20 protein-coding genes and 2 tRNA genes are annotated in these 20,587 nt (G+C 34.0%); 9 read left to right on the top strand and 13 right to left on the bottom strand.

Going from position 1 to position 20,587, the window contains the following annotated elements:
* The first annotated feature begins 46 nt into the window (after positions 1-46).
* Positions 47-119: transfer RNA gene (locus VB248_RS03105), tRNA-Lys, on the top strand.
* 76 nt (positions 120-195) lie between these two features.
* A tRNA-Lys gene (locus VB248_RS03100) sits at positions 196-271 on the top strand.
* A gap of 59 nt (positions 272-330) precedes the next feature.
* Here VB248_RS03100 and VB248_RS03095 read toward each other — a convergent pair.
* Positions 331-756, bottom strand: coding sequence for an organic hydroperoxide resistance protein (locus tag VB248_RS03095; RefSeq protein ID WP_323295267.1), 426 nt, complete (start codon positions 754-756; stop codon positions 331-333).
* Between the two features lie 16 nt (positions 757-772).
* Positions 773-1,207, bottom strand: a complete 435-nt coding sequence (locus VB248_RS03090; RefSeq protein WP_323295266.1) for a MarR family winged helix-turn-helix transcriptional regulator — start codon at positions 1,205-1,207, stop codon at positions 773-775.
* A 152-nt stretch (positions 1,208-1,359) separates the two neighbouring features.
* On the opposite strand from VB248_RS03090, the gene VB248_RS03085 reads away from it, so the two are divergent.
* The 4 genes from VB248_RS03085 (at position 1,360) to VB248_RS03070 (ending at position 4,280) form a co-directional block, all read left to right on the top strand.
* Positions 1,360-2,361, top strand: a complete 1,002-nt coding sequence (locus VB248_RS03085) for a phosphotransferase enzyme family protein (RefSeq protein ID WP_323295265.1) — start codon at positions 1,360-1,362, stop codon at positions 2,359-2,361.
* Positions 2,362-2,437: 76 nt separating this feature from the next.
* Positions 2,438-2,968 (top strand): TetR/AcrR family transcriptional regulator, encoded by a 531-nt coding sequence (locus tag VB248_RS03080; protein WP_323295264.1) that lies wholly within the window; start codon positions 2,438-2,440, stop codon positions 2,966-2,968.
* Between the two features lie 50 nt (positions 2,969-3,018).
* Positions 3,019-3,993, top strand: coding sequence for an alpha/beta fold hydrolase (locus tag VB248_RS03075; RefSeq protein ID WP_323295263.1), 975 nt, complete (start codon positions 3,019-3,021; stop codon positions 3,991-3,993).
* A 143-nt stretch (positions 3,994-4,136) separates the two neighbouring features.
* A complete protein-coding gene (locus tag VB248_RS03070; RefSeq protein ID WP_323295262.1) occupies positions 4,137-4,280 on the top strand; it encodes a hypothetical protein in 144 nt (47 codons plus the stop codon).
* A gap of 79 nt (positions 4,281-4,359) precedes the next feature.
* Here the strand turns inward: VB248_RS03070 and VB248_RS03065 are convergent, their stop codons facing one another.
* The 5 genes from VB248_RS03065 to VB248_RS03045 form a co-directional block, all read right to left on the bottom strand.
* Complete coding sequence (locus tag VB248_RS03065) at positions 4,360-4,659, bottom strand: thioredoxin family protein (RefSeq protein ID WP_323295261.1); 300 nt, start codon at positions 4,657-4,659, stop codon at positions 4,360-4,362.
* A gap of 266 nt (positions 4,660-4,925) precedes the next feature.
* Entirely contained in the window at positions 4,926-5,807 is an 882-nt protein-coding gene (locus VB248_RS03060) for a carbohydrate kinase family protein (RefSeq protein WP_323295260.1), read from the bottom strand.
* Positions 5,808-5,864: 57 nt separating this feature from the next.
* On the bottom strand, positions 5,865-7,187 hold the full coding sequence (locus VB248_RS03055; RefSeq protein WP_323295259.1) for a sugar porter family MFS transporter: 1,323 nt from the start codon (positions 7,185-7,187) through the stop codon (positions 5,865-5,867).
* A gap of 283 nt (positions 7,188-7,470) precedes the next feature.
* The gene (locus VB248_RS03050) at positions 7,471-10,194 is read right to left on the bottom strand and encodes a substrate-binding domain-containing protein (protein WP_323295258.1); all 2,724 of its coding nucleotides are present in this window, start codon (positions 10,192-10,194) and stop codon (positions 7,471-7,473) included.
* A gap of 200 nt (positions 10,195-10,394) precedes the next feature.
* Entirely contained in the window at positions 10,395-10,769 is a 375-nt protein-coding gene (locus VB248_RS03045; protein ID WP_323295257.1) for a winged helix-turn-helix transcriptional regulator, read from the bottom strand.
* A 140-nt stretch (positions 10,770-10,909) separates the two neighbouring features.
* Between VB248_RS03045 and VB248_RS03040 the strand changes: the two genes are divergently transcribed.
* Positions 10,910-11,272 carry a DoxX family protein gene (locus VB248_RS03040; RefSeq protein ID WP_323295256.1) on the top strand — a complete coding sequence of 121 codons (363 nt, stop codon included), beginning with the start codon at positions 10,910-10,912 and terminating at the stop codon, positions 11,270-11,272.
* 70 nt (positions 11,273-11,342) lie between these two features.
* Here VB248_RS03040 and VB248_RS03035 read toward each other — a convergent pair whose 3' ends face one another.
* From VB248_RS03035 to VB248_RS03025, 3 genes are all read right to left on the bottom strand, one after another.
* The gene (locus VB248_RS03035) at positions 11,343-13,640 is read right to left on the bottom strand and encodes a M1 family metallopeptidase (RefSeq protein WP_323295255.1); all 2,298 of its coding nucleotides are present in this window, start codon (positions 13,638-13,640) and stop codon (positions 11,343-11,345) included.
* Between the two features lie 282 nt (positions 13,641-13,922).
* Positions 13,923-14,942 (bottom strand): DNA polymerase III subunit delta, encoded by a 1,020-nt coding sequence (holA, locus tag VB248_RS03030; RefSeq protein ID WP_323295254.1) that lies wholly within the window; start codon positions 14,940-14,942, stop codon positions 13,923-13,925.
* A complete protein-coding gene (locus VB248_RS03025) occupies positions 14,935-15,540 on the bottom strand; it encodes an acyl carrier protein phosphodiesterase (RefSeq protein WP_323295253.1) in 606 nt (201 codons plus the stop codon). Before VB248_RS03025 ends, holA begins: the two co-directional genes overlap by 8 nt.
* A 105-nt stretch (positions 15,541-15,645) precedes the next feature.
* Between VB248_RS03025 and VB248_RS03020 the strand changes: the two genes are divergently transcribed.
* Positions 15,646-16,158 carry an FKBP-type peptidyl-prolyl cis-trans isomerase gene (locus tag VB248_RS03020; protein ID WP_323295252.1) on the top strand — a complete coding sequence of 171 codons (513 nt, stop codon included), beginning with the start codon at positions 15,646-15,648 and terminating at the stop codon, positions 16,156-16,158.
* Between the two features lie 80 nt (positions 16,159-16,238).
* A complete protein-coding gene (locus VB248_RS03015; RefSeq protein WP_323295251.1) occupies positions 16,239-16,697 on the top strand; it encodes a deoxycytidylate deaminase in 459 nt (152 codons plus the stop codon).
* A gap of 184 nt (positions 16,698-16,881) precedes the next feature.
* Here VB248_RS03015 and VB248_RS03010 read toward each other — a convergent pair whose 3' ends face one another.
* From VB248_RS03010 to rpsO, 3 genes are all read right to left on the bottom strand, one after another.
* Complete coding sequence (locus tag VB248_RS03010; RefSeq protein WP_109744482.1) at positions 16,882-17,745, bottom strand: sigma-70 family RNA polymerase sigma factor; 864 nt, start codon at positions 17,743-17,745, stop codon at positions 16,882-16,884.
* Between the two features lie 149 nt (positions 17,746-17,894).
* Positions 17,895-20,024: a polyribonucleotide nucleotidyltransferase gene (gene pnp, locus VB248_RS03005; protein ID WP_323295250.1), complete on the bottom strand. Its 2,130-nt coding sequence runs from the start codon at positions 20,022-20,024 to the stop codon at positions 17,895-17,897.
* Between the two features lie 224 nt (positions 20,025-20,248).
* Entirely contained in the window at positions 20,249-20,524 is a 276-nt protein-coding gene (gene rpsO / locus VB248_RS03000) for a 30S ribosomal protein S15 (protein WP_323295249.1), read from the bottom strand.
* Between the last annotated feature and the right edge of the window lie 63 nt (positions 20,525-20,587).

Here is a 20,587-nt window from a genome sequence, read left to right as displayed (position 1 = left end):
GTGTCAGAGGACACACTCTATATATACAATCGGCTTGCCGATTACCGATTCCGTAGCTCAGTTGGTAGAGCAATACACTTTTAATGTATGGGTCCTGGGTTCGAGTCCCAGCGGGATCACAGAAGATTGCCAGTGGTAATTTTCCCTTCGTGTCAGAGGACACACTCTATATATACAATCGGCTTGCCGATTACCGATTCCGTAGCTCAGTTGGTAGAGCAATACACTTTTAATGTATGGGTCCTGGGTTCGAGTCCCAGCGGGATCACCAAAGAAAAAGCCTTCAAAATCTGATTTTGAAGGCTTTTTCTTTTTGGGTAAAACAGATTCTTAACCCTCAGTTGTCACCGTAATTGCTACTTCAATATTTCCTCTGGTAGCATTTGAGTATGGACAAACTTGATGTGCTTGGTGTACCAGTTCTTCTGCTTTTGCTTGCTCAACGCCAGGAACATTGACGAATAATTCTACGCCGATGCCAAAGCCACCATTCTCAATTTTACCAATACTTACCGCTGCTTTTACTGAGGTTTCGCCAGTGGTAACTTTTGCCATTTTTATTACCAATTTCAAAGCACTATCAAAACAAGCTGAATAACCTGCTGCAAATAATTGCTCTGGATTAGTATAATTATCGTTTGCTCCGCCCAAAGCTTTAGGCATACGTACTTCTAAATCTAAAATTCCGTCCGAACTTTTTACTTTTCCGTTTCTTCCGCCAGTAGCAGTAGCTACGGCTGTATATAATTTTTCCATTGATAATTGATTGATATTAAACGTTTTGTGATGATTTTACTGATAATATTTGATTAATTTGTTTTTGAAGTAAGAAAAACTGTTCTTCATCCGTAGCCAATTCCTTAAAAAGTTTTTCAGGAATACTTGCCGCTTCTTGTTTTAAGTTTTCTCCTTTTTCTGTAATACTAATATTTACTACTCTTTCGTCTTGTTCAGCACGTTTTCGAGTCAATAAACCATTTTCAGCCATTCTTTTGAGTAATGGAGTAAGTGTTCCGCTATCGAGCCATAATTTTTGACCCAATTCTTTTACCGTCACTTGTTGATGTTCCCAGAGTACCATCATCACCAAGTATTGCGGATAAGTAAGCCCGATTGCTTCCAAATGAGGACGATATAAGGAAGTAATATGTCTTGATAAGGCATAAACTGGGAAACAAAGTTGGTTTTCAAGTTTTAAAATATCCATTGTTGTAATTATTATTGTGTAAAATTAAATTGTACACAATTAAATTGCAAGCTAATTAAAGAATATTTTAAAAAAAAATCATACCAAAGCTATTCTACCATTATCATTATGCTTTTACTATCTTTGCCATCCTTTTCAAAAAACAATCAGCGATGGATACAATTTTTCCTACTCAATACTCAACAGTTTCCACCAAAGCATTAGAGCAATTCTTAAATCAACAATATGGATTTGAAGGAATGTCTTGCCGTTTATTAATCCGCAATGTGAGTGATACTTATTTGTTGGAAGGTGAATCAGAGCGATATATTTTTAAGATTTATCGAAATACGCACCGAAAACTGGATGAAATTGAAGCTGAGGTAAAGATTTTACATTTATTAAAACAGGAGGGAGCAAAAGTAGCTTTTCCAATTTTTGATAAAGAAGGTAACGATATTCAAATGTTTAAAGTAGCAGAAGGGAATCGTTACGGAGTCTTGTTTTCTTATGCCAAAGGAAAACCTGTATATGATTTGAATGAAAGTCAGTTAATAGTACTTGGACGAGAAATGGCTTTGAATCATACTATTGTCTCAAAAATTTCTTTAGATTTTTCTCGTGAAATGTATGACATTGATTCAACTTTGATTAAGCCTTTAGAAATTATTAAACCAGCTTTTAAAGATTTGCCCGAAGAGTATGAGTACTTAAAAAGTACTGCTTTTCAGGTTATAGCGAAAATGAAATCCTTTGATACGCAAAAGTTTAGCTATGGCTACTGTCATTATGATTATTTGCCCAAAAATTTTCATTTTGATGAACATGATAACATTACTTTTTTCGATTTTGATTTTATGGGAAAAGGATTTTTAGTGAATGATTTAATGACATTTTTCGTCCATTATTTTCTTCATGTTCACCATAAAGCCACTTCACAAGAACAGGCGGATAAAGATTTTGAAATTTTTATAAAAGCCTATCGAGCAAATAGAGCCTTGTCCGATGAAGAATTGAAAGCGATTCCTTACTTAGGCTTTATGTTCTGGATGTATTACTTTAAATATCATTTTCAGCATTTTGAAGATTGGTCGAACTACTTTTTTACGCCAAGATTTATCAAAGAAAGAGTAGCATTGATAAAAAAATGGGTTGAATTATTTTGTGAGTTTTAAAATAAATAAAAAATATGTGCGAACAGACTTGTCTGTATTGGAAATGCTTTCTACATTTGTCTATCAAATTAAAAATATGGACGTTAAAAGCAGAATCATAGACACAGCCTCCCGTTTATTTTACAAGCAAGGCTATAATAGCACGGGAATCAATCAAGTAATCAAAGAAGCAGAAGTTGCGAAGGCAAGTTTGTACCAATATTTTCCTTCAAAAGAAGATTTGTTAATTGAATATTTGAATGTAACCAGTAGAGTTACCAAACAGCAGTTGGAATTGGTAGTTAGTCAATTTGAGAACCCCAAAGATAAAGTATTAGGCATTTTTGATTTTTTAATTGAAATGACTGAAATTACTTCTTTTAATGGTTGTAATTTTCTCAATATTAGTGCTGAATTACCACAGGAAAATACGAAAGTTACAGAATTGATTAAAGCTCAAAAGGATTCAATAAGAAATCTATTTACAAGGGTTTTGAACGACGAGCAAAAAGAAGAATTAGCCGATGAGCTTTATGTACTTTTTGATGCAGCTTTAGTTTCAAGTAAAGTTTATCAGAGTAGTTGGCCAGTAAAAACTGCTCGAAAAATTGCTGAAAAATTATTATAGTATTTTTTTTATTCACTCAAGACAGAACGGTCTGTATAAATTTTATTCAAATGAAAACACGAGTTATTATTTCAATCATGCTGTTGGGTAGTGTACTAACTTCCTTCTCAAGCAACACTCCTTCAAAAAAAGGAAATCATTCTTCTAAAAGTATGAGCCATCAAACAATTAGTCACAAAAAAGTTAAAGTAGGTGAATTAGAAATTTTTTATCGTGAAGCTGGCGATAACAACAAACCAACCTTATTATTGCTACATGGATTTCCTTCATCTTCGCACATGTTCCGAGATTTAATCAATGATTTATCAAATGAATATCATTTAATTGCTCCTGACTATCCAGGTTTTGGAGAAAGTAGTGCTCCAACGCCAAAAGAATATCAATATACTTTTGATAATTTAGCTAATACGGTCAATCAATTTATTGATATTCTGGGACTTAAAAAGTTTAGTTTGTACGTTCAAGACTATGGTGGACCTGTTGGTTTTAGAATTGCAACACGCCGTCCAGAGATGATTCAAGCATTAATTGTACAAAATGCCAACGCTTATAATGAAGGCTTGGGCGAAGTACTTAAACCTTTAGTTGCTTATTTGCAAACCCCCAATCCTGAAACTGAAAAAGAAGCCAGATTCTTTTTGACTTTAGAAGCCACCAAATGGCAATATACCAACGGTGCTGAGAATGTTAATAAAATCAGTCCAGCAAGTTACACGCTTGACCAGTATTATCTGAACAGAACAGGCAATGATGAAATACAATTGGCTTTGTTCAGAAATTATGGAACTAATATTCCATTGTATCAGGATTGGCAAGCCTATTTCAGAAAATACCAACCTGCTACTTTGGTGATTTCAGGTAAAAATGATCAATTGTTTGTGGCTGCTGGGGCTAAGGCATTTAAAAAAGATATTCCAGACGCACAAATTAGCTTATTAAATGGTGGACATTTCGTATTAGAAGAGCATCATGCAGAAGCTGCGGATTTAATAAAGGCTTTTTTGATTAGAAAAGGAATTAAATAATTTAGTGAAAACAAAAGACAGACCATTCTGTTTGTTTCTTTTGATTGATATTTATCAAATATCATACTTGAGCAAAATCGAAACAGTAACAAAATAATTATCAATTCATTGAAGAAAAACTTCAATTTTAACAATTAAATATCATGGAAAATACATCATCAGAATATCAAGAAGTGTCTTGGGGAGAAAACACTTATGTTCCTTTTTTCAACGAAGAATGTGGAGATTCACTTTGGGATGAAGTCTTAAAGGAAAAAGAAGCATTAGAAGCTAATAAGACTTTTTAGTAAAGTAGATAAAGGCAAATACCATAAAGGAATTAAGCTCATCATATAAGTTGGGCTTAATTCCTTTATTTAGTGGCACTTACAAAATTCCTCTAATCGCTTGTTTGGCTTTTACTAAAGTAATCATACCTGTATGTCTCCATTTTTGTTTTCCATTTTTAAAGGCAATCAAAGTTGGAACAGCCGTGATATTATATTTTTTTCGTAAAGCTGGATTTTTATCGACATCAATTTTTATCACTGAGATTTCTTCATCTAATTCATCTACTAACTGACTCAAAATTGGCGTGATTTTTTTACAAGGAACACACCAAGCAGCAGTAAAGTCAATTACAACGGGTGTGGGAGAGGAGATGAGTTCTTCAAAAGTTCCTGACATGGCATTTTTTATTAATTCTGAATTTAATAAACGTCAATTGTAGGTTTACAAGTTCCTTTGGTCTGGATAAGTAGAAAAGAAAATTAGCTGACATCCATAAAATCAAAAAAAGTCAGCGTAAAACACTGACTTTTCCAAAATCCAATTTTATTATGAACCACTATTTTCAAACAGTTATTTCATAAGAAATACTGAATAGAAAATAGTTAAGCTTAATTGTACTCTGTATTTTTTGCTGAAATTTCTGAAAATCAGCTTTTTTAAATCTATTGATTAATGATTTTAGCAATCTCTTCATCCGAAATGCGAGGCGTAGCTCCACGATGCGTTGCCACTAAAGCTCCAACAGCACAAGCAATTTTCAAGGCTTCTTGAATAGGTGTCCCTTTCAAAATATTTGAAATAAATGCAGCCAAAAACGAATCTCCACTACCGATAGTGTCTTGTACTTCTACTTTATAACCATGTTGTGTGAAATATCCTTCTTTTGATAAAACGGCTGCTCCGTCTGCACCAAGCGTTACGCAAAGAATATCTAAATTGAATTTTTGATACAAGCTTTTGATTTTTGTTTCTTCATCACCTTCAATTTCATACCAAGCAGCAACCTCTGCCAATTCGTGATGATTCATTTTTACGATGTCGGAAGCATTCAATAAATATTCAATTCCTTCTTGAGAATAATGTGGGGGACGAATATTTACATCAAAAATTTTAGTTTTGGCAATTTTCAAAAGCTCGTACAAGGTTTCTCTTGATTGGTTACTTCTGGTAGCTAAACTTCCAAAAATAAAAATATCAGCTTCTTTTACTTTTTGAATCAAATTTTCATCAAGCTGTATATAATCCCAAGCAACTGGCTGAACAATTTTGTAGGTTACTTCATTTTTATCATCCAAATTTACTTTTACAACGCCTGTTAAATGTGTATTTCCTACTTGTACTAATTCAGTAGAAATACCTTCATTTTTTAAAAATTGTATTAATTCTACCCCTAAGTCGTCACTTCCTACTCGACTAATCATTAAAGGAGGAAGTCCAAAATTTTTAAGGTGAATTGCTACATTCATTGGAGCTCCGCCAGCTTGCTTTCCTGATGGAAGCATATCCCAAAGCATTTCTCCAAAGCAAATTACTTGTTCTTTCATTGTGTTTTTATAAGCAAAAATTGGATAATAGTTTTTATGTCTTTGATTATCAATAAATTAATGAATAATCATTGATTTTTCGATTTGTTCTAACGAAGTACCTTTTGTTTCTGGCATTACTTTCCAAACAAATAATAATTGTAATATCATTGTTCCGCAGAAGAATGAGAAAGTAATACCACCTCCGAATGTATCGGCAATTATCGGGAATGAAAAAGCGATAATTGCTGCCATAATCCAGTGTGTAAAACTTCCTAAAGACTGACCACTTGCACGCACTTCATTAGGAAAAATTTCAGAAATAAATACCCAAATTACCGCACCTTGCGAAAAGGCAAAAAAGGCAATATAAACGAATAAGAAAATAGGTACTCCTGTAAAATCATTGATAAAGAAAGCTCTGGCTACTAAACCTAAAGTGATAATTAAACCGAACGAGCCAACCGTCATTAATACTTTTCTACCGAATTTGTCGATAAAATTGATGGCTAATAAAGTGAATAAAAAGTTGACCAATCCGATTCCCGCTGATGATAAAAATGCTGCCTTTGTTCCTAAGCCTGTCATTTCAAAAATCCTTGGACTATAATAAATAATAGCATTGATACCCGATACTTGATTAAAAACAGCGAATAAAACGGCTAAAGTAACTGGTGATTTGTATTTTCCTGAGAATAAATTTTCTTTAGGCTTACTTTGTGTTGTCTCATTGGCAGAAATAATCGCTTGTAAAGTTTCTTCACTGGTACTTGGGTCAATAATATCAAGAATCTCTTTAGCTTCTTTTACCAAATTATGTTTCATAATCAACCAGCGTGGACTTTCTGGAACATTTAATAAAGCCACAAAAAAGATAACTGATGGCACTGCTTGAATACCCAACATCCATCGCCAATCATTTTCGGCAATTCCTTGCATAAAGTAGTTTGAGAAATACGCAACCAAGATTCCGAAAACTACATTGAATTGGAAAAGTCCAACTAATTTACCTCTTGACTTGGCAGGTGAAATTTCAGAAATGTACATCGGAGCGGCAACCGATGAAGCTCCAACACCAAGACCTCCTAAGAATCTAAAAATTAAAAAAATCACCCAGTCGCTCGCTAAAGCTGAACCAAGAGCCGAAACAAAATAAGCAACCGCAATCCAAATCAAAGTTTGCTTTCTACCTAATCTATCTGTCGGAATTCCACCCAACAATGAACCGATAACAGTACCGATTAAGGCAATCGAAACGGTAAAACCATGTTCAACAGATGATAAATTCCATAATTGTTGAATGGCTTTCTCTGCTCCTGAAATTACAGCAGTGTCAAATCCAAATAAAAAGCCGCCTAAAGCAACGACTATCGACCAAGCTAATACTTTATTGTTATTCATTTAGTGTTTATGTTTTTGTCAAAAGTACTGTAAAATATCACTACGAATAGTCAAATTATATCTCAAAAAAGTTAAATATCGTATCAATGTTATTTTGTTGAGATAAAATGTTGAATTTTAACGATTTATGAATTATCAATTTTATAGAATTAAGCTATATTTTTAAAAACTGTAAACAGTTTTTTCAGTATTGTATCAAAGCTGATATAGGACTTAATTGAGAAAAAGCATAAAAAAAGCACCAAGTGTGATTTGGTGCTTGATTTTGAACGATATGTTAAGATTATGAATTTTTATATTCTAAAGGAGTCTTGTTAAATTTTGCTTTGAAGGCAGTTGAAAAATAAGTTGCCGAGGAAAAACCAACTTTGAAAGCAATATCTGCAATACTCATATTGTCTTGCTTCAATAAATGTTTTGCTTTGTTCAATCTTACTTGCTGTATATAATCATTGACACTATAATTGAGCAAGGCTTTTACTTTTCTGTATAATTGTACTCTTGACAAACCCAGTTGTTTTCCAATTTCATCAACATTCAAATTAGGGTCGCCAAGATGTTCTTCAATGTAAGAAATAAAATCGTTGATGAATTTCTTGTCAATTTTATTTGGATTTCCATTCGCATCAATTGGCAGTTCACTTGTATAATGCTCTCTTAAAATATTTCTATTTTTGATGAGTGTATTTATGTTCGCCGTCAGTACTTCTAAATTAAAAGGCTTGGTGATATATAAATCTACACCAGCTTTGATTCCTTCCACTTGCTGTTCTTGACTATTTTTTGCTGTTAGTAAAATAATAGGAATGTGCGAAGTTCTAAAATCGGTTTTCAAAATGGAAGCCAAAGAAACCCCATCTTTTCCGGGCAACATAATATCACTGATAATTAAATCTGGAATATTTTCAAAGGCACTTCTCAGTCCGCTATCACCGTCCATAGCTAAATAAGTTTTAAAATAAGGTTGTAACTTACGATTTATCACTTGAATCAACTCTTGGTTATCCTCAATAATCAAAACTGAATGTTGTTGTGAAGTAGATTCTGTACTCTCAAATTTAAAAACCTCAATATCAGCTTGATACAATTCAAATGACTGTTGAATCGCAAATTCTTCTTTAACAATTTCTTCAAGTTTTTCGTCTCTCTTTTCTATCAAAGGCAATAAAATTGTGAATGTAGTTCCTTTTCCTTTCTGACTATTTACAAAAATATCGCCGTTGTGAAGCGTAATCAATTCTTTGGAAAGTGCCAAGCCTAAGCCTGTTCCCATTCTTTTGTTGCTTTCGGCTTGGTAAAATACTTCAAAAACGTGTTTACTTTCCTCAGCACTCATACCAATTCCTGTGTCTTCAATTTTGATTTGAATTTGATTATTCGCACAAACTTCAAGATACAAGTAAATTCGCCCATTATTTTCTGTAAACTTAAAAGCGTTCGACAACACATTAAAAATTACTTTGTCTAATAAACTTGGGTCGAAGTAGGTAAATAATTTTGTTTGGCTACAAATAATTCTGAAATCAATATTTCTTTGTTGAGCAATTTTTTTGAAGGATGCCATAATTTCATTCAAAAATGGAATCAAATCATGTTTTTCAGATTTGATTTGCATTTTTTGTCCCTCTACTTTTCTGAAATCCATCAACTGATTTACCAAACGCAAAAGTCGAAGGGTATTTTTTCTTATCAAGAGTAAATCTTGTCTGAAATTCGCATCTTTAAATTTACTCGAAGAAAGTATATCATCTAAAGGAGCTAAAATTAAAGTCAGCGGGGTTTTGAACTCATGCGAAATGTTGGTAAAAAATTTCAATTTTGCTTCATGGGCTAATTGTGCTTTTTCGCCAATGGCTATTAACTGATTTTTTTGCTCAGAAATTTCTTGATTTTGTATCGCTAATTTTTGATTAATTTTTCTGTTTTCTTTTAAAGAAAAATATGAAATCAAACCCAGTACGATGGCAAGTCCCAAAGTAAATGAAATGCCATAAATTATATAGCTTTGATTTTGAGTAATGATATTTTGTTCTTCAATTCGGTTTTGTCTTCGCTCAATATCTTGCTGTTGCTTGAATACTTTTTCATTTTGCAGTTTTGTGATTCTAACATTGTTTTTATCAATAACCGTGACTGACAAAATGTTTTCCTTTTTGAAGGGCTTTTTCTTTAAAATATCAATAGCGGTTCTGATAGCCTCTTCGCCGCCAGTTGGATAAAGAATCGTGGCACTCAACATCGCTCTATCAACCAAATCAATTCCTTGTCCTTTGCCTGATAAACCATCAACGCCAATAATTTTTATTTTTTTATCAAGTCCTAATTTTTTACATACTTGATAAGTTCCCAATGCCATTCTATCGTTGTGAACAAAAATAAGGTCAACGTTACTATTTTTTTGTAGGAAACTTTCCAACTGTGGTTCAAAAGAATTACGCTCCCAATTTCCATTAATTTTTGTAAGAAATTTGATGCCTGTATTTTCTGAAATTGATTTCAGAAAACCATTATGTCTGTCGATTTCTGGTGAAGAGCCAGTTAAGCCTGATATTTCGATGACATTACCTTTTCCTTTCAAAAGAATTTTAGCTTCATCTCCTGCATTTTTACCTACTTCAAAATTATCAGCTCCAACATAAGCAGTAAATTTTTGTGAATTACTTCTTCTATCAATAATGATTACGGGAATGCCTTTGTTGTATGCTTTTTCAATGATAGGAGTGATAGGGATAGTTTCATTGGGTGAAACAATTAATAAATCAATGGGTTGGTCGATTAATTCTTGAATATGAGCAATTTGGATAGAACTATTTCCTTGTGCGTCTTTTACTTCAAAATTAATTTCTGGATTAAACGACAATTCTCTTTTCATATCGTCTTCCATCGTTTTTCGCCACAAATCAGCACTTGTACATTGCGAAAAACCAATCGTAAATTTTTCTGCGGTTTTTTCAGTACAAGACCAAGTGAAGAAAATTAAAAAGACAATAAAAGACTTGTATCGCATATCGAACCAAATTAAAGCAATTCAAAAGAATAGTTATCAATAAACAAAGCTATAAAATTTTCAAAGATAATATGCTTTTGTAGCAAATACGTTTTTAATTGGAGATTTCAGCAGAATAAAGTTAAGTTTTTCGATAAAATAGGTTAAAATCAATGTGAATGTTTATTCATTCTATAAACTATACTTGATTAAATATAAATTTACAAAGTCATTATGCGTTTTCGATGCTCTAAACCCCATTTTATCATTTCTGTAATTAAACTATTGAGCGTTTTGCCATATTCTGTAATTTCATACTCAACGGTTATGGGTTTGGTATGACAAACCGTTCTGGTAATTAATTGATTACTTTCGAGATTCTGGAGTTCCTTTGAAAGTATTTTTGCACCAATGCCTTCAAGACTTTTGGCTCTGCTTAAATCCATAAAGCGTTTTTTACCTTCAAAACTTAAAGTAGCGATGATGGCAATTTTCCATTTTCCGCTTAGAAGTTCCATCACATCTCTTGATGCCAAAATGGCCTGAGTGTGGTCTTCATTACAAAGTGCATGTTTACTTGTTGTCTGTATCGTCATAAGATTTGATTTTTTTTACAATTTATCAATATACTTTCAAAAACGAATATTAGTTTCTTATAGGAAACTACTTTCTTGAAAGAAACTAATAGTAATGACTGCCATAAAATTTTTGAATTTTGTTCAAAAAAAATATTCAAATGAAAAAAGACAAAATAATTTATTGGCTCAGTACTGGTTTAATATCCACAGCGATGTTGATGAGCAGTATAATGTATCTAACAAAAAATCCTGAATTGATGAATAATTTCAAGCAATTGGGGTATCCTTCATTTTTTATTCCAATTTTAGGAACGGCTAAATTATTAGGAGCGATTGCTTTGGTAAATCCATGGTTTAGTAAACTGAAAGAATGGGCTTATGCAGGTTTTACTTTCACTTTTATCGGGGCTATTTGGACACACGTTGCTACTGGTACTCCATTTATTCCTGTAATTGTATTATTAGTAATTTTAGGAGTTTCTTATTTTTTCAATTTGAAGCTCAGTAAAAATTTGGAGTAATTTCTGTAAAAAAAAATCCCGAACAATGCTGTTCGGGATTTTTATGAGTAAAATTTTATACTAAAAAATATTAGTTTTTAGCTCCTTGAATTGCTCCACCTTGTGTCTGCTTTTGTAATTGCATAGGGTTTGGTTGAGCAGGTCTATTTTGTTTAAATACTTGGAAACGAGTTGGTTGCTCTGGCTCTCTTGGGAAAATATTCGATTTTGTATCAATATCCGCTGTTTCCAAGAATGGGTCAAGTACCCAATTCGTTACTTTTTTATCAGTAGGAATTACTTTCTTAATTTCTTTATCGTTCAAACGCCAGATTTCAGCAGGGAAACGGAATACTTCGCTTGTTCCATCTTCATAATTAGCTTTTACGATTACTGGCATAGGCAAACCTCCTACATTTTTTACGTTTAGTACGTAGAAATTTTTATTACTTTCTACCAATTTTTTCTCATCTTCGTTCAAGCTTGCAACAGTTTGCTCAAATCTCTTTTTGTCGGCTTCACTTGTCGCAAATTTATTGTAGCTATTATAAAAATCTCTCATGTCAGGATTTTCTTCTACCACAGTTTTGGGAATATCCGTTTTGTTACGAATATTACTCATCGTCTGACGTTTCGCTTCAGCCTCAGCTTTGGCATTTTCATTTTTCTTTTCTGGTGAAAGATTGTCAATACCAAACCATTCTACATTTTCTAAAGATAAATCCACAGGTTCAACTCCATAGAACCAACCTTTCCAGAACCAATCTAAATCTACACCCGAAGCATCTTCCATAGTACGGAAAAAGTCTTGAGGAGTTGGGTGCTTAAATGCCCAACGGCGAGCGTACTCTTTGAAAGCAGCATCAAATAATTCTCTGCCCATTACAGTTTCTCTCAAAATATTCAAAGCTGTTGCAGGTTTTGTATAAGCGTTTGGTCCAAAAGCCATGATATTGTCTGAACTCGACATAATTGGTACTTGTTGGCTTTTGTCGGTTTTCATATAAGGCACAATGTCTTGTGGCTCACCAGAAGCATCAAAATTTCTATCCCATTCTTTTTCAGCCATTTGCTCGCAGAAAGTATTCAAACCTTCATCCATCCACGACCATTGACGTTCGTCTGAATTGATAATCATCGGGAAGAAGTTATGACCTACTTCATGGATAACTACACCAATCAAAAAGTTTTTAGTACCTTCTGAATAAGTACCATCAGCTTCTGGTCTTGCTCCGTTGAAAGACATCATCGGATATTCCATTCCGCCCACAGGCCCATGAATTGATTGTGCAACAGGGTAGGGATAAGGAATTGTTTTCTTTGAATATGAGCGTAAAGTATGTGCTACCAACATAGTAGAGTATTGTCCCCAAAGTGGATTAGCTTCTTTTGGATAAGCTGACATTGCCCATACTTTTTTACCTTCAATATCTACTTGCATGGCATCCCAAAGAAATTTTCTTGAACCAGCAAAAGCGAAATCTCTTACATTTTGTGCTGCAAAAACCCAAGTTTTCTTACCACTTGGTTTTGATTTTTCAGCAGCTGTTGCTTCGTCTTGTGTTACAATCAATACAGGACGAGTAGCATTTTTGGCTTGCTCTAATCTTTTAATTTGTGTTGCCGAAAGTACTTGTGCAGGATTTTGTAATTCTCCAGTTCCCAAAACGACAAAATCATTTGGAGCAGTGATACTTACTTTATAGTCGCCGAATGGAACAGTAAATTCGCCTTGTCCTAAAAATTGTTTGTGTTGCCAGCCGTTTACGTCGTCATACACACACATTCTTGGAAACCACTGAGCCATTTCGTACAAGTAATTTCCATCTTTAGGGAAAAACTCATAACCACTTCTGGCTCGTGTTGCGATAGCATCTGTGATATTAAAATTCCAATCAATTGAAAATGTGAAGATTCCGCCAGATTTTAATGGAGTCGGTAAATCAATTCTCATCATTGTTTCATTGATGGTATATTTCAAAGCATTGCCTGCTTTGTCTTTTACCGAAGTAATTTTGTAGCCATACTCTTTTGGAGATAAAAGCCCCGTTGAACTACTCAATCTACCAAATGAAGTACCTCTATCACTCAAACTTGATGTTTGTGTTAATTGAGCAATACCATTTTTCTGGAAATTGTTTTGGTCAAGTTGAACCCACAAATAAGTAAGTTCGTCTGGCGAGAAGTTTTTGTAGGTAATTACTTCAGAGGCTGTCATTGATTGATTGGCATCATTCAATTCTGCTTTGATGTCGTAGTCTGCTCGGTTTTGCCAATAGCTTTTTCCGGGAGCTCCCGAAGCCGTTCGATAAGCATTGGGTGTAGGCAACATATTTCCCATTTGTTCAAAACGAGTGTTACCATTGTACTGACTTGATTGTTGTGCCATCGCTGGGACACAAAAAACAATCAGCAAAAGCAATGAGTAAAAGTTTTTGTTGGTCATGAAGTGATAAATTAAGTGAATTAATTCCACTAATTTAAGAAATAAAATGGTTTTATCCTTTACCCTACAAAGCCTCTTAAATACTGTTTAGTAAACAGCGTTTGCTGATTGGTACTTCAATTTGCTAATTATCAAATATTTATGGAAATAATGACTCCGATTACATAGAGTACATTACTTGTATTGAATTGTGATAATATCCTGAACTTGATAAAACGATTAACTTTAATGTAAAATCTTAAAAGTCATTTCCCTTAAAGCCTCAGCATCCGACCATGAGCCACCTTCGATACCTTTTGATTTTAATTCTAATTTTTTAATTTCATTGATTATATGAATCACTTTCATCAAATTATAGTTTCTAACCGCCAATGAATAGTCTTTGGTGAAAAATGGATTAACTCCCAAGACAGTCGCTAAGTTTTTTTCAGATTTATCAGGCGTAACATGCGTGAGTAATACTTTAGAGAAAAAATTGAAAAGCATTAGCACAATCGGAGCGATGGGATTGTCTTTTGGATTAGCAGCAAAAAAGTTGACAATTTGGTTGGCTTTCAACACATCACGGTTGATTAAGGCTTTCTGAAATTCAAAATAATTATACTCTTTGCTGATTCCGACAAATTTTTCAACTACTTGTGCATTAATTTCCTCATCTACTCGTAGATTCAAAACGATTTTATTGATTTCAGAAGCTAATCTTTTTAAATCATTTCCCACATTTTCAACCAGCATTTCAATTGCCTTTCTACTGATTTTCAGTCCTTGTTCATGGCAATATTCTAAAATCCAATCGGGCAATTTATTATCGTAAAGTTTTTTTGATGGCATCACTACGCCATTTTTATCAAATGCTTTTACCCATGCCTTTCTTTCATCAACGGCATCTTTGAACATCAGCACCAGAATACTTGAATTCAAAGGGTTTTTGGCATAATTTTCTAATGCCAATTGCATTTCTTTTTGTTCAATTCCTTGAATACTCTGAGCCTCTTTTACAATAACTAATTGTTTATCAGCCATCATCGGAAAACGCTTCACATACGAAAGTAATGAAGGTACATTTACATCTTTGCCAAAAAGTATGAATTGATTGAAACTTCTATCCGCAGGACTAAGGGCGTGTTCTTCTAAATAATTGCCGACTTTTTCTATATAATAAGGCTCGTCGCCATGTAAAATATACAAGGGAGCGTATTGTTTTTTCTTTAAATCTTTTAAAACTTCGGTACTTGATTTAGGCATTTTTTTGTTGAGCTAAAAATACTTGACAGTAGTTAATTAATGTAGGGAAAAAGATGTCAAACTCTTTTTTATACAATTCGTAATCATTTTTTAAATCTTCCACGGCGAATTCTATTCCCGATTTAAATTTTAAGCGTTGTGAAATTCCTCTTAATGACCATTCGATTCCCTCGTAGTTGGCATAATTACTCAACCAATCTCTTGAAATCATGGAATTTACCAATCTGTCCATACTTTTAGGAATTTCCTCTTTTCTTTCTATGAGTAATTGATAAAAAGTTTGACTGAATGCAGTAAGTGGTATGGAAGAGTATTCAGAGAAATTTTTTGCAAAAATATGATCATAAAACATATCTACCACAATCCCAGAAAACTTATGATATTTTGGGTGAAGTCTTTCAATACTTTGTTTTACTACTTCATGAGAATCAGTAAAAGAGTCAATAGCTCTATGCAAAGCAATGCCTTGAAGAACTTCTTTTTTAATATGTGAGTTATGAATATTATCGAGATTGCCTTTTACAAAGTCACCTAAGAAATTCCCGATTTTAATATCATTATTATCGCCAGAAAGGTAAATATGTGCTAAAAAATTCAAATTTCGATTTTTTTATGGTTCTCAAACCATAAAGTTAAGGAAAAACCCTTACGTTTGTGGCAAATAGAGAATCCTCAACGAAAACACTATCAAAAACTTAGTACAATGCAAATTTCAAATGAAAAGGTTGTTACCTTGGTGTATGAGCTAACAGTCACTGATGCTGAAGGCCAAAAAGAATTAATTGAAACCGTTGAGCAAGACGAACCGATGGTCTTTATTCATGGATTAAGCGGTTTACCAGAAGCCTTTGAAGAAAAAATTCAAGGACTTTCGGCTGGTGATGGATTTGAGTTTTCAATTCCTGCCGAAGAAGGATATGGCGAGTACGACCCAGCAGCAGTTGTAGAACTTCCAAAAGAAATTTTTAAAGTTGATGGCGAATACGTAGAAGAAATGCTTGAAATTGGTAATGTTTTACCAATGACTGACGATGCTGGTAATCGTTTGAATGGCAGAATTATTGATGTTCAAGATACTTTTGTAAGAATGGATTTTAATCATCCTTTGGTTGATAAAGAAATGTTTTTCAAAGGAACAATTGTAGCTGTTAGAGAAGCTACTCCTTCTGAATTAGACCATGGTCACGTGCATGGCGATGGCGGAGTACATCATTAATAGTTCATGGATTTAAAGTTTATGAGTTTAATTTATTTACTTATAAACTTTAAATCCATAAATTCATAAACTCAAAAAGAATGCAGAAACCAGCTTTTGATGATATTTTCATGGATTTGGCTGTCAATCTTGCACAGCGTTCGCATTGTGTGAAAGCTCAAGTAGGAGCGGTATTGACAAAAGATACAAGAATTATTTCGATTGGCTATAATGGCCCACCCGCAGGAACGCACAATTGTGATATAGAATTCCCAAGAGAAGGTTGTGAAAGAGATTCAAAAGGAAGTTGTTCTTTGGCTCTTCATGCCGAACAAAATGCTATTTTGTATGCTGTAAAAAATGGCTCAAGTATCGAAGGTTCAACTATTTATGTAACGCTTTCACCTTGTATCGCTTGTGCAAGGGTAATCTATACAATGAAAGTTGCCAAAGTAGTTTATTTGAATTCTTATGCTGAATACAAAGGAATTCCTAAAGACGAAGGAGTTGAATTTTTGAAAAAATTTGGGGTAGAAGTTGTTAGATACAAGAAGGACTAAAGGACTTAAAGATTGGAAGACTTAATGACCTTATGATTTGAAAAGACTAAAAAAACGAAGGACTTAATCACTAAAAGACTTGAAGACTAAGGGACTTATAGGTTAAATCTAATAATCCTAAAGTCTTCAAGTCTTTCAGTCTAAAGTCATTAAGTCCTTTAGTCTTAAATCCCAATGTCAAAAACTATCCAAGATAAGTTTTCAAAGCTTTACTTCTTGAAGTATGTCTCAAACGACGAATTGCTTTTTCTTTGATTTGACGAACACGTTCACGAGTCAAATTGAATTTCTCTCCAATTTCCTCTAAAGTCATCGCATGTTCACCATTCAATCCAAAATACAAAGTAACAACATCCGCTTCACGTTGTGTTAAAGTTGACAAAGCTCTTTGTACTTCACGGCGAAGAGAATCATTGATAAGTCCAGAATCTGGTTTATCTTCACCATCATTTTCTAAAACGTCCAACAAAGAGTTTTCTTCACCTTGTACGAATGGAGCATCCATAGAAACATGACGACCCGAAATCTTCAAAGTATCTACTACTTCACCAGTTGAAATTTCTAATACTTCAGCTAATTCTTCTGGAGTAGGCTCACGCTCAAATTTTTGTTCTAACTCAGAAAAAGTTTTTGAAATTTTATTTAACGAACCTACACGGTTTAAAGGCAAACGCACAATACGAGACTGCTCAGCTAAAGCTTGCAAAATCGATTGACGAATCCACCAAACGGCATAAGAAATAAATTTAAAACCACGAGTTTCATCAAAGCGTTGAGCCGCTTTAATCAAACCTAAATTTCCTTCATTAATTAAATCTCCTAAACTAAGTCCTTGATTTTGATACTGTTTTGCTACGGATACCACAAAACGAAGGTTTGCTTTCGTTAGTCTTTCTAAAGAAAGTTGGTCTCCATCACGAATTTTTTGAGCTAAAATAACCTCCTCCTCTGGTGTCAACAAATCCACCTTACCAATCTCCTGTAAATATTTATCAAGGGATTGACTCTCTCTGTTAGTAATTTGCTTACTAATTTTTAGCTGTCTCATATTATACTTGTTATATTATTAAATTGGTTAACAAATCCTAACGTAAAAACCAAACAATTATATAAAGACAAAATGTTCAGAATATAATCGTTTGGTAAAGAAATATTTATAATCGTTATTTAAATAACGTCAGAAGATTTGGATTTGTTCTAATTCTTTTCTGGTTTTGGTAAAAGTACTTTGCGTGATAAACGGAATTTGCCAGTTTTCTTATCAATTTCAATCAATTTTACTTTGATTTTCTCACCGATTTGTAAAACTCCATCAACGGTTTCTAAACGTTCCCATTTGATTTCAGAAATGTGTAGTAAACCATCTTTACCCGGTAAGAACTCAACAAATGCTCCGAAAGGCATAATTGATTTTACAGTACCATCATAAACTTCACCTTCTTCAGGAATCATTACAATACCTTTTACCATCGCAACGGCTTTGTCCATCGACTCTTTGTTTGAAGAGAAAATCGAAACATAACCACCATCAGGTTTTTCTTCAATAGTTACCGTAGCACCAGATTGCTTTTGAATATCTTGAACAATTTTACCACCCGGCCCGATTACCGCACCAATTTGGTCTTTCAAGATTTTGATAACCATCGCTCTTGGTGTATGAGGTTTCATTTCAGGTCTTGAAGTTTCAATCGCTTCCTTCATTTTACCTAAAATATGCAAACGTCCACGTTTTGCTTGGTCTAAAGCTTCTGCTAAAACTTCATAAGAAAGTCCATCTACTTTAATATCCATTTGGCAAGCCGTAATACCGTTTTCAGTACCAGTAACTTTGAAGTCCATATCACCTAAATGGTCTTCATCGCCTAAGATATCTGAAAGAACCGCATATTTTCCAGTTGTTGCATCCGAAATTAAACCCATCGCAATACCTGAAACAGGAGCTTTGATTTTTACACCAGCATCCATCAAGGCTAAAGTACCTGCACAAACTGTTGCCATTGAAGACGAACCGTTTGATTCTAAAATATCAGAAACTACACGAATAGTATATGGATTATCTGCGTCAGGAGGAAGTACTTTTTTAATAGCACGCATGGCTAAATTACCATGACCAATTTCACGACGACCCGGACCTCTGTTTGGTTTTACTTCACCTGTTGAGAATCCTGGGAAGTTGTAGTGTAACATAAAACGGTTATAACCAGATGTCATTGCTTGGTCAACAATTTGCTCATCTAATTTTGTACCTAATGTTACTGTGGTAAGTGATTGCGTTTCGCCACGAGTAAATACTGCCGAACCGTGTGGAGAAGGTAAGTAATCTACTTCACAAGTAATTTGACGAATTTCATCTAATTTACGACCATCCAAACGATAACGTTCGTTTAATACCAATTGACGAGCCGCTTCTTTTTCAATATCGTGGAAGTACCATTTTGCCAAAGTTTTATTGACAGTTGTATCTTCTGGCAATGAAGCAAAGTACTCTTCTTCAATAGCTTTGAAAGTTTCTTTACGACCACTTTTGCTTGGGTTAGCTAATTTTACCGCTTCGTAAAATTTGGTAAAATAAGTATCCCAAAGGTATTTTTTCAATTCTTCATCATGAGTTTCATGATTATAAACTCTTTTCTCAGTTTTACCAGTTTCAGCTGTTAATTCGATTAAAGCTGCACACTGAATTTTGATAGCATCATGAGCAATTTTCAAAGCTGTTAACATATCAGCCTCAGAAATTTCATTTCCTTCACCTTCTACCATCAAAATATCATTCATATTAGCCGCAACTAATAATTCTAAATCAGCAGAAGGAATTTGAGAAGATAAAGGGTTGATGACAAACTCTCCATTAATTTTGGCAACACGTACTTCAGAAATTGGTCCGTTGAAAGGAATATCCGACACTGCCAAACAAGCGGCTGCGGCTAAACCTGCAAAAGCATCAGGAGTAACTTCAGCATCAGCCGAAATCATTGTAATCATTACCTGTGTATCTGCGTGATAATCAGATGGGAACGTAGGACGTAGAGCTCTGTCAACCAAACGGCTTACTAAAATCTCGTAGTCAGAAAGTCTTGATTCACGACGTAAGAAACCTCCTGGGATTTTACCAGCCGAAGCAAATTTTTCTTGATAATCAACTGAAAGTGGCAAAAAGTCAGTTCCTTCTTTTACGGTTGTACTGGATACTACCGTTGCCAAAAGCATCATGTTTCCGCTTCTCACAACCACAGAGCCATCTGCCTGTTTTGCGAGTTTACCTGTTTCGATGGTAATCTCTTTACCATCGGGCATTGTTATTTTTTTCGTAATTACGTTAAAAGACATAGTTTTTGATTGATTACCCTTTGCATTTGATGCTTCACTGAATGTAAAAGGTTTTAGTTGGATGTTGCTTCGTTAATTCTCTGTTCGTCAATAATCAATTTATCGTTAAAATTGTTTTAGAGAAACTCCTTTTCTGACGAACTACAATAAAATTGACGATTACCCAAAGAGAGGAAAATGTAAGCAGGGAATCTTTTTCAAGACTCCCTGCTTTGCAAAGTGAATTACTTTCTGATGCCGAGTTCAGCAATGATAGCACGGTAACGAGCAATATCTGTTTTGATTAAATAATCCAACAAACTTCTACGCTTACCAACCAACTTCAAAAGACCCATACGAGTAGAGTGGTCTTTTTTATTTTTCTTTAAGTGTTCTGTCAAATGAGAGATTCTGAAAGTAAACAAAGCTATTTGAGACTCTGCAGAACCAGTATCAATTTTTGACTTCTCATGTCCACGAGATTCGAAAATCTCCTGCTTTACTTCTGAAGTTAAGTACATCTTCAACCAGTTTTAAAATGTTATAAAATATGAAAACGTGCAAAAGTAATGTTTTTTTATGCC

This window comes from Arcicella rigui, assembly GCF_034929435.1.
Taxonomy (GTDB): domain Bacteria; phylum Bacteroidota; class Bacteroidia; order Cytophagales; family Spirosomataceae; genus Arcicella; species Arcicella rigui.
This window is presented reverse-complemented; position numbering and strand designations above follow the sequence as displayed.

Coding starts and splice junctions, on each gene's coding strand:
- VB248_RS03095 (WP_323295267.1), bottom strand. CDS start 756: ATGGAAAAATTATATACAGCCGTAGCTACTGCTACTGGCGGAAGAAAC.
- VB248_RS03090 (WP_323295266.1), bottom strand. CDS start 1,207: ATGGATATTTTAAAACTTGAAAACCAACTTTGTTTCCCAGTTTATGCC.
- VB248_RS03085 (WP_323295265.1), top strand. CDS start 1,360: ATGGATACAATTTTTCCTACTCAATACTCAACAGTTTCCACCAAAGCA.
- VB248_RS03080 (WP_323295264.1), top strand. CDS start 2,438: ATGGACGTTAAAAGCAGAATCATAGACACAGCCTCCCGTTTATTTTAC.
- VB248_RS03075 (WP_323295263.1), top strand. CDS start 3,019: ATGAAAACACGAGTTATTATTTCAATCATGCTGTTGGGTAGTGTACTA.
- VB248_RS03070 (WP_323295262.1), top strand. CDS start 4,137: ATGGAAAATACATCATCAGAATATCAAGAAGTGTCTTGGGGAGAAAAC.
- VB248_RS03065 (WP_323295261.1), bottom strand. CDS start 4,659: ATGTCAGGAACTTTTGAAGAACTCATCTCCTCTCCCACACCCGTTGTA.
- VB248_RS03060 (WP_323295260.1), bottom strand. CDS start 5,807: ATGAAAGAACAAGTAATTTGCTTTGGAGAAATGCTTTGGGATATGCTT.
- VB248_RS03055 (WP_323295259.1), bottom strand. CDS start 7,187: ATGAATAACAATAAAGTATTAGCTTGGTCGATAGTCGTTGCTTTAGGC.
- VB248_RS03050 (WP_323295258.1), bottom strand. CDS start 10,194: ATGCGATACAAGTCTTTTATTGTCTTTTTAATTTTCTTCACTTGGTCT.
- VB248_RS03045 (WP_323295257.1), bottom strand. CDS start 10,769: ATGACGATACAGACAACAAGTAAACATGCACTTTGTAATGAAGACCAC.
- VB248_RS03040 (WP_323295256.1), top strand. CDS start 10,910: ATGAAAAAAGACAAAATAATTTATTGGCTCAGTACTGGTTTAATATCC.
- VB248_RS03035 (WP_323295255.1), bottom strand. CDS start 13,640: ATGGCACAACAATCAAGTCAGTACAATGGTAACACTCGTTTTGAACAA.
- holA (WP_323295254.1), bottom strand. CDS start 14,942: ATGCCTAAATCAAGTACCGAAGTTTTAAAAGATTTAAAGAAAAAACAA.
- VB248_RS03020 (WP_323295252.1), top strand. CDS start 15,646: ATGCAAATTTCAAATGAAAAGGTTGTTACCTTGGTGTATGAGCTAACA.
- VB248_RS03015 (WP_323295251.1), top strand. CDS start 16,239: ATGCAGAAACCAGCTTTTGATGATATTTTCATGGATTTGGCTGTCAAT.
- VB248_RS03010 (WP_109744482.1), bottom strand. CDS start 17,745: ATGAGACAGCTAAAAATTAGTAAGCAAATTACTAACAGAGAGAGTCAA.
- pnp (WP_323295250.1), bottom strand. CDS start 20,024: ATGTCTTTTAACGTAATTACGAAAAAAATAACAATGCCCGATGGTAAA.
- rpsO (WP_323295249.1), bottom strand. CDS start 20,524: ATGTACTTAACTTCAGAAGTAAAGCAGGAGATTTTCGAATCTCGTGGA.